This window comes from Peptoniphilus faecalis, assembly GCF_012976305.1.
GTDB lineage: Bacteria > Bacillota > Clostridia > Tissierellales > Peptoniphilaceae > Peptoniphilus_A > Peptoniphilus_A faecalis.
This window is the reverse complement of sequence record NZ_JABDSR010000017.1, coordinates 20,205-28,016: the sequence shown is the minus strand read 5'-3', so window position 1 is coordinate 28,016 and position 7,812 is coordinate 20,205. Positions and strand designations below refer to the sequence as shown.

8 protein-coding genes are annotated in these 7,812 nt (G+C 33.0%); all 8 read right to left on the bottom strand.

What is annotated here, in order from left to right; genetic code table 11:
* Window positions 1–158 precede the first annotated feature (158 nt).
* A complete protein-coding gene (locus HKO22_RS09565) occupies window positions 159–1,163 on the bottom strand; it encodes a zinc-ribbon domain-containing protein (protein ID WP_169970291.1) in 1,005 nt (334 codons plus the stop codon).
* A gap of 10 nt (window positions 1,164–1,173) precedes the next feature.
* Window positions 1,174–1,719 carry an NYN domain-containing protein gene (locus HKO22_RS09560; protein WP_075659448.1) on the bottom strand — a complete coding sequence of 182 codons (546 nt, stop codon included), beginning with the start codon at window positions 1,717–1,719 and terminating at the stop codon, window positions 1,174–1,176.
* Between the two features lie 5 nt (window positions 1,720–1,724).
* Window positions 1,725–2,432: a 23S rRNA (guanosine(2251)-2'-O)-methyltransferase RlmB gene (gene rlmB, locus HKO22_RS09555; RefSeq protein ID WP_169970289.1), complete on the bottom strand. Its 708-nt coding sequence runs from the start codon at window positions 2,430–2,432 to the stop codon at window positions 1,725–1,727.
* Window positions 2,429–3,190 carry an FAD-dependent thymidylate synthase gene (gene thyX, locus HKO22_RS09550; RefSeq protein WP_169970287.1) on the bottom strand — a complete coding sequence of 254 codons (762 nt, stop codon included), beginning with the start codon at window positions 3,188–3,190 and terminating at the stop codon, window positions 2,429–2,431. Before thyX ends, rlmB begins: the two co-directional genes overlap by 4 nt.
* Window positions 3,187–3,594: a Mini-ribonuclease 3 gene (locus HKO22_RS09545; RefSeq protein ID WP_075659451.1), complete on the bottom strand. Its 408-nt coding sequence runs from the start codon at window positions 3,592–3,594 to the stop codon at window positions 3,187–3,189. Before HKO22_RS09545 ends, thyX begins: the two co-directional genes overlap by 4 nt.
* Window positions 3,579–4,976: a cysteine--tRNA ligase gene (cysS, locus tag HKO22_RS09540; protein WP_169970285.1), complete on the bottom strand. Its 1,398-nt coding sequence runs from the start codon at window positions 4,974–4,976 to the stop codon at window positions 3,579–3,581. Before cysS ends, HKO22_RS09545 begins: the two co-directional genes overlap by 16 nt.
* A 36-nt stretch (window positions 4,977–5,012) precedes the next feature.
* A complete protein-coding gene (locus HKO22_RS09535; RefSeq protein ID WP_075659453.1) occupies window positions 5,013–5,507 on the bottom strand; it encodes an NUDIX hydrolase in 495 nt (164 codons plus the stop codon).
* A gap of 141 nt (window positions 5,508–5,648) precedes the next feature.
* Window positions 5,649–7,373, bottom strand: a complete 1,725-nt coding sequence (locus HKO22_RS09530; RefSeq protein ID WP_169970283.1) for a catalase — start codon at window positions 7,371–7,373, stop codon at window positions 5,649–5,651.
* Window positions 7,374–7,812 lie beyond the last annotated feature (439 nt).

Genomic DNA, 7,812 nt, shown 5'->3' with positions numbered 1-7,812 from the left:
GAATCACTCCTTGGTATTTGGTAGCAACTATATTTTATAGGAATGTGATTTCTATGTCTATTTTTTATACATTTCCATACAAAAATAGTGCTGATGATTTCTCACCAACACTATTTATTATAGAACCATAATAATTCAAAGTAAACTGTCTTAAAATTTTATTTTATTTCGCCATTCAATGTCCTATAACTAATCCATCCATTTCCAATATTGCACCAAGTTCTGCCATTTGCTCTCCTAGTGTCGTATACGTAAACAGAATCGCCCTTGTAAAGAGTAAATTCAATTCCATAATCAAAGCCCGGCCCACTTCTTACATTGGCCTTTCCCGCAGTTACAAATTGGTAAGTGTCGATTAAACTTGATGCTTCTACTCTTTTTAATCTTACAATTTGTGCTTCCAATTCATCAGCTCTCGCCTTTTCTTTTAAAATTTCACTATTGCCCTCATCTTTTTTATCGCTATTTTCCTTTTGTGAATTTATATCTTCAAGCATTCTTTTAAATTCACCATTTTCGGGATCAACTGCTATATAAGAATTTAATCTATTAATTGCGCCGCTAAAATTATTATTTGCTACTAATTGTGCAATTTCAGATTTAATTGCAGAATAATTCTTTTCAACAAGTGCGTCCTTCTTTGACTTTAGCTCCTCGTCGTCACTTTCAAAATCCTTTAAATAAGCAAGTGAGGATTCGTAATTCCTCCCTTCAAATTTTTGATTTGCCTTGTTTATTAAATCTTTGGATTCCATGCTCTTGTCTATTTTATTTATTTCATCTAAATATTTTTTATCTGAAGACTTTTCGTAGAGTTGACTGTATTTTTCTCTTGCCTCTTTGTAATTTTTTGCTTCTAAATTCGCCCTTGCAGAATTTTCCAATTGTTTAATTTTATATTTTCCAAATCCAAAATTAAATATTAGAGAAAAAGCAATAAGTCCAATTACCACAAAGACGAAAACTATTCCCTTCTCTTTTAAGCCCATGGAATTATCATTAATGGAATTATTATTTACAATTTTTTCTTCATCTTCATAGTCATAATCTCTTTTTATTTTTTGAGTTCTTGAAAAATCTAAATCTTCCCGCAAGTCGTGTCCACATTCCATGCAAAATAAGGCATCCTCTGCATTTTCTTTCCCGCAATTTTTACATTTCATTTAAGGCCTCCTAATTATTTTCATTAGATATATCTCTTTTAAATTCTTTAAGTTGATGGATAATTTCTTCGTCAAGAGCACTGACTTTTTCTTCCTTTAATTTTTTTGCAACGTGAATAATTTTGTTTTTTGAGTTTTCAACTTCGGCTTCAAGTTCTCTTGCAGAAATTCTAGTGCCACCACGAGATAAAATAATTTGCTGCTCCACATTGTCGCTTGTGGCAACACGCACATTAGTGAGCTTTCCTATTTCGTCAAGCTGTCTTTCGATGTAATGATCCGCCGTCTCAAATTCTTTAGTAAAAATAATGTCAATTCCATCTCTGTGATAAGTCTTGCCTCCTGATTTTTTCACCAAGTAAGCATCAAAAACTAATATTATATGTTCCTTCGTGCTATGAGAAAATTCAATCATTACATCTATTAATTCCTTTCTCGCATCTTCTAGAGAAATATTTTTTAATTTTATTAAATTTTGCCAGGAATTTATAATATTGTATCCATCTACAAAGAGATAATTTACATCCCTTTTGTACCTGTTTGCCTGCCTTTTCATCTTTATTATCTAAACATTTCGTACATTACAATTGCCGCTGCAACTGATGCGTTTAAGGAATCAAAATCAGAAAAATTTGGAATGGTGATGATTTTATCAGAATTTTTTAAAACATTTTTGGAAACTCCCTTGCCTTCGTTTCCTATAATTATGGCAACTTTGCCCGAGAAATCGCACTTTCTTATGTCTTCACCTTCTAGGTCTGTTGCGTAAATCCAAAACCCTGCGTCCTTTAATTTTTCTATAGCTTGAGAAATATTTGTAACCTTTGAGACATCTATGTCGTAAATTGCTCCAGCCGATGCCTTTACCACTGTGTCGTTAACTGTGGATGCCCTTCTATTTGGAAAAATAATTGCATCTACTCCAAAAAAGTTTGAGCTCCTTGCAATTGCACCAAAATTGTGAGGGTCTTCAATTTTATCTAAAATAAAAATTTTCGCATTTTCTTTGCCTTCAAGTTTATTTATAAGTTCTTCCAGTTCAATGTATTCAAAATCACTTACTAGAGCCACAACTGCTTGGTGATTTTTTGTGCCAGCAAGTTCTTCCAATTTTTCATTATCGCTTGTAACTGTGGGAACTTTTAAATCTCTTGCCATTCCAATAATTTTTTTTATGGAACCAGTGGCATTTTTACCAATATAAACTTTTTCTACTTCTTCATTTTTTAAAGCCTCAATAACGGGGCCTCTTCCATAAATATATTTCATTTTAAATTCTTAAACTTCTCTCTAATTTCTGTTGCTTTGCCGCAAGTCATTTTGCCTTCTGGGCATGGACCTGTAACACATGCTGGTCCCTCGTCTTTAAATAAAAGGGGTGCAACTTCCTTTACTTCTCTTAACATCTCTGTGGCAAGTTCTCTTATTTCCCATTGAGCTCTTTCGCAACATCTAACTGTAAAGAAGTGTTGAAGTGTTCTCACATTCATCGTTACAACAATTTTTGTCTCACAAGCATTTGGAAATACATATCTCGCATCTTCAATAGACATTTTTTCCACAGATTTTTTTGCCTTTTCTTCATCCATTCCCTTTTCTATAAGAGGTTTTGCATTTTCGTTTACGAGAATTTCTACTAATTTATCGTAATCTTCTTGGTCTCTTTTCATTGCTTCTATGAAAATTTTTTTTGCCTCTTTATTTTTTTCGATTTGTGGTGGAATAATGTATTCAAAGCTATCGAGTTTTACATATCTTTGTGATTGTTGTGAATAGGATGCAATTCTATGTCTTACAAGTTGATGGGTAAGTGTCCTAGAAACACCTTCAATTGCAAAGGTAAAGCTGACATGTTCAAGTGGCGAAAGGTGAGAAAAAGACATAAGTCTATTTAAAAATTTTTCCGTAGATTCTTCTGTCAAATTTTCTGTAATTTCTTCAACCCCAACTCTTGAATAGCAAAGTTTTGCTGCTGCAGCAATGGTCTTATCTGGGTCCATTGTGTGCGAAATAATTTTTACCTTCATTTAGTCATCTCCTTAAATATTTCCCTAATTCTTTCGTATTTCTTTAAAAGATAGAGATATCCAAAAAGCGCTTCAACTCCTGTTGCTATCCTATAATCTATTGGGTCAGCATTTTTAGGAATTGTATGAGATTTAGCATTTCTCCCTCTTTTAAAGATTTTCATTTCTTCTTCTGTAAGTTTGTCTTCTATATTTTTAAAAAGTTCTCTCTGTGATTTTGCACGGACAAATTTAATGCTTTCTCTGTGGAGTTTATTTGGATTTTTACGAGCATCTAGTATTTCACTTCTAACTAAAATTTCAAAACAAGCATCGCCAATATAGGCAAGTGCAAGGGGACTAAGCTCTCTAACTTCGCCCTCTGTATAATTTTTAACCTCTAAAAAACTTAAATTCTCTTCCAAGTTGTTCCACTTCTCGTATCTTCTATTTCAATTCCCATTTTCTTTAACTTATCTCTAATTTCATCGGATTTAGCAAAATCTTTATTCTTTCTCGCATCATTTCTCTCTTTAATTAGATTTTCGATGTCCTCAGAAATTTCTTCTCTCTCACCTTCCATAATTCCCAAAACTCTTGTAAGCTTCTTCAAAAGTTCTAAAGTTTTTTCTAGCATTTCTTTAGAATTATTTTCATCAAGATTTAAGTTAATGTCCTTTACCAAGTCGAAAATTGCAGTAATAGCATCAGCTGTATTTAAATCATCATCCATTGCATTTTCAAACTTTTCAACATGTCTGTCAAAGGATTTATATAATTTTTCTTCCTCTGCCGAAATTTTTTCCACACTTGACTTTTCAATTGCATCTTCAAGTTTATACTTTGCATTGTAAAGTCTCTTGCTTGAATTTTTTGTTTGTTCCATAACTTCTCTTGAAAAATTAATTGGCGAACGGTATTGAGTTGTCAAAAGGAAAAATCTCAAAACCTCTAGGTCAAATTCCTCTGCAATTTCCCTTACTGTAAAGAAATTGCCCTTGGATTTAGACATTTTTTCGTTATCAACTGTGATCATGCCATTGTGCAGCCAATAATTTGCAAAGGGTACTCCATTGCAAGTTTCTGATTGTGCAATTTCATTTTCATGGTGAGGAAATTGTAAATCTTCACCTCCAGTATGAATGTCAATATTGTCGCCAATAAGTGTTTTTGCCATTACTGAACATTCAATATGCCAACCAGGTCTACCTTCACCCCAAGGTGCTTCCCAGAAAGGTTCCCCCTCCTTTTTATTTTTCCAAAGTGCAAAGTCCATTGGATTTTTTTTGTTGTCGTTGATGTCAACTCTGTGTCCAGAAATTAAATCTTCAATATTTTTCTTTGAAAGCTTGCCATAATCCTTGGCATAACTTATGTCAAAGTAAACATCGCCATTGGATACATAGGCAGCTTTCTTGTCTATTAAAGTTTTAATAAAAGCAATGATTTCATTTATATGTTCTGTTGCCCTTGGATTTAGTGTTTCATAATCGTAAAGGTGAAGTCCCTTTGCATCTTTTTTAAATTCTTTAATATATCTTTCTGAAATGTCAGAAACTGTTACACCTTCGTCCTTTGCCTTATTTATAATTTTATCGTCAATATCTGTAAAATTAACAACAAATTTTACCTTTAAACCTTTATACTCAAAATATCTTCTCAAAGTATCAAATACAACAAGGGGTCTAGCATTGCCCACGTGAATAAAATTATATACAGTTGGACCACAAGTATATATTCCAACTTCACCTTCTTTAATTGGAACAAAATCTTCTTTTTTTCTAGTTAAAGTATTGTATAGTTTCATAAATCCTCCTATAAAAAAACGCCTCAATTGAGACGATTATTTAAAAATACCTCCGAAAAATTTTTCGTAGTAATCCAGTCCTATAAAAGTTTTGTCTTCAACCATTTTCTTTATCTTTATTGGATCCGCAATATCAACGTCCATTACCTCTTCAGCTTGAAGGGTAATGTCATCTAGGGAAATGTTCTTGTGTACTAGAAAAATATAAAAAATCGTATTTTTATCTATTATGATCCTCTTTAAACGAAGCTCATCAACATCTATGTCGATGCCAAGTTCCTCCTTAAACTCCCGGACCATGCCTTCCTTTGGCGTTTCCCCCGAAATAACTGAACCACCTGCGGAGCAGTACCACATTCCCGAAAAGGATTTTTTCTCAAGAGCTCTTCTTTGAATTATAAAATTACCATCATCTCTTAAAATCCAACCTTCAACAATAATATGGTATTCATTGTTTTTTAGCCGCTCGCCCTTTCTTATGGCACGCCTCTTCCATTTTCCCTTTTTATTATATACATCCCAATATTCCACGACAAAACTCCTTATAATTATTTTACACTATTTGATGGCTTTTTAAAAGATTAAGAATTCTTTATTTAACTAAAATCCCGCAGCCAAATAAAAAAATGCTGCAAAGTCTTTACTAAGCAGCATTAAAATTATTGTTCTTTATTAAAGTAGATAAGGATCACTTTCCCAATCAATTAAAGTCTTGGGATCTTTTGCATTTGTATCTCTTCCTTCTGGCGGAAGATTCTTTGCAGACTCTGGCTCTGCCGGTTTAGTAGGGTAGTTAAGTTCCTTGTCCCTTGCATTTAATTTTTCCCACTCTTCACGAGATTTTGGTGCCTTAATTTCAAGGTCAACTGTGTCGATGTCAATTCCAAGAGCCTCTGCAACTCCTTTGCCATATTTTGGGTCAGCTGCATAACAATTTCTGATATACCTATGCTTAATTTGCATAGTTGAATCGCCCATATTTCTGGCAGTGTTTTCGAATAAAACTAATTTTTGTTCATCAGTCATTCTATTAAATAGCATACCTGGTTGAGTGAAATAATCGCTGTCGTCAGCTCTATAATCGTATCTCTTAGTTTCTCCACCTTCATCGTGTGGAATTTCAAGTGAAGGATCATCTTGCCATGCTCCATAAGAATTAGGTCTGTAATGAAGTTCCGCTCCCTTATTGCCGTCTACTCTCATTTGACCATCTCTGTGAAAATCGTGGGGATGTTCTACTCCAAGTGGAGAATTTACAGGGATTTGGTGATGATTTACGCCAAGTCTATATCTCTGTGCATCAGAATAGAAAAATGCCCTCGCTTGAAGAACTCTATCTGGTGAAAGCGCAATTCCCGGAACTATATTTGCTGGTGAAAAAGCAACTTGTTCAACATCTTGAAAGAAGTTATCAGGATATTTGTTTAACACATATTCTCCAACTGGAATAAGTGGATAATCTTCCTTTAGCCACATTTTTGTAAGGTCAAAAGGATTTGTTGGATGATTTTTAGCTTGTTCTTTAGTCATAACTTGAATATACATTTTCCACTTTGGAAAATTTCCATTTTCAATCGCTTCATATAAATCACGTCCAGAAGATTCTCTGTCCTTTCCATTTACCATTTCAGCTTCTTGATCTGTATAGTTTTGGATACCTTGTTGACTTCTAAAGTGAAACTTAACCCAAACTCTTGTGCCTTTTTCGTTATACATAGAATAAGTGTGCGATCCAAATCCGTGCATATATCTAAAGGAAGATGGGATTCCTCTATCACTATTTATAATTGTAGTTTGAAGTAATGATTCAGGAAGAGATGACCAATAGTCGAAATTTGTGTTTGGACTTCTTAAATGAGATTTTGGATCTCTCTTTACTGCGTGGTTTAAGTCGATAAACTTCATTGGATCTCTAAAGAAAAATACTGGAGTATTATTTCCTACAACATCCCAATTTCCCTCTTCAGTATAAAATCTTATAGCAAAACCACGAATATCTCTTTCAGCATCAGCTGCTCCACGTTCCCCTGCTACAGTCGACATTCTTGAAAATACTTTGCATTTATTTCCAATTTTGCTAAAAATTTTTGCTTTAGTATATTTTGTAATGTCGTGAGTTACAGTAAATTCTCCCCAAGCACCCCAACCCTTGGCATGCATTCTTCTTTCAGGAATTACTTCTCTATTAAAATGTGCTTGTTTTTCAAAAAGCCATAAATCTTGAACTGAAAGATGCCCATTCATGCCTGCTGTCATGGAATCTTCGTCATTGTCGACTACTTGTCCACCAGCACGTCTCATTGTGGGATCGTCACTTACATTTTGATTTCTACTTGGAATAGGATCTCCTGCCATATTTTTTTCAGTAGGATCTAATTTTTTCTTATTTTCTGCCATTGTTACCTCCTGTTTGTAGTTGTGATTTAATGTCCTTTTTAATTAAATACCCATTTATATTCAAAATTAATTAAAATTTAATATTTAGTATATTTTGTAATACATAAATTTAATAAGATAATTTACTTTTATTTTTTACAACATCTTTTATAATCTAATTGTAAGTTTTAAGAAATTTTTTGGGTGTTTATTTTTTAATATATTTTTGGAACTGATTAAAAGAAGGGTTAATCTTTGTAGTATTTTCTATTATTTATTACTTTTTACATAAATAATATAAAAGGGTTTTAGAAGATGTCAAAAATAAGCACAAGCTCATAAAAATAAAAAAACATACTATGCTCTTTAGTCTATTGCTAATTATTTTATATAAAGTATCTATACTTAGCCTTTACCTTTACAAAATAAAGTAATAAAAAACTCTTCGCTGCAAATTTTA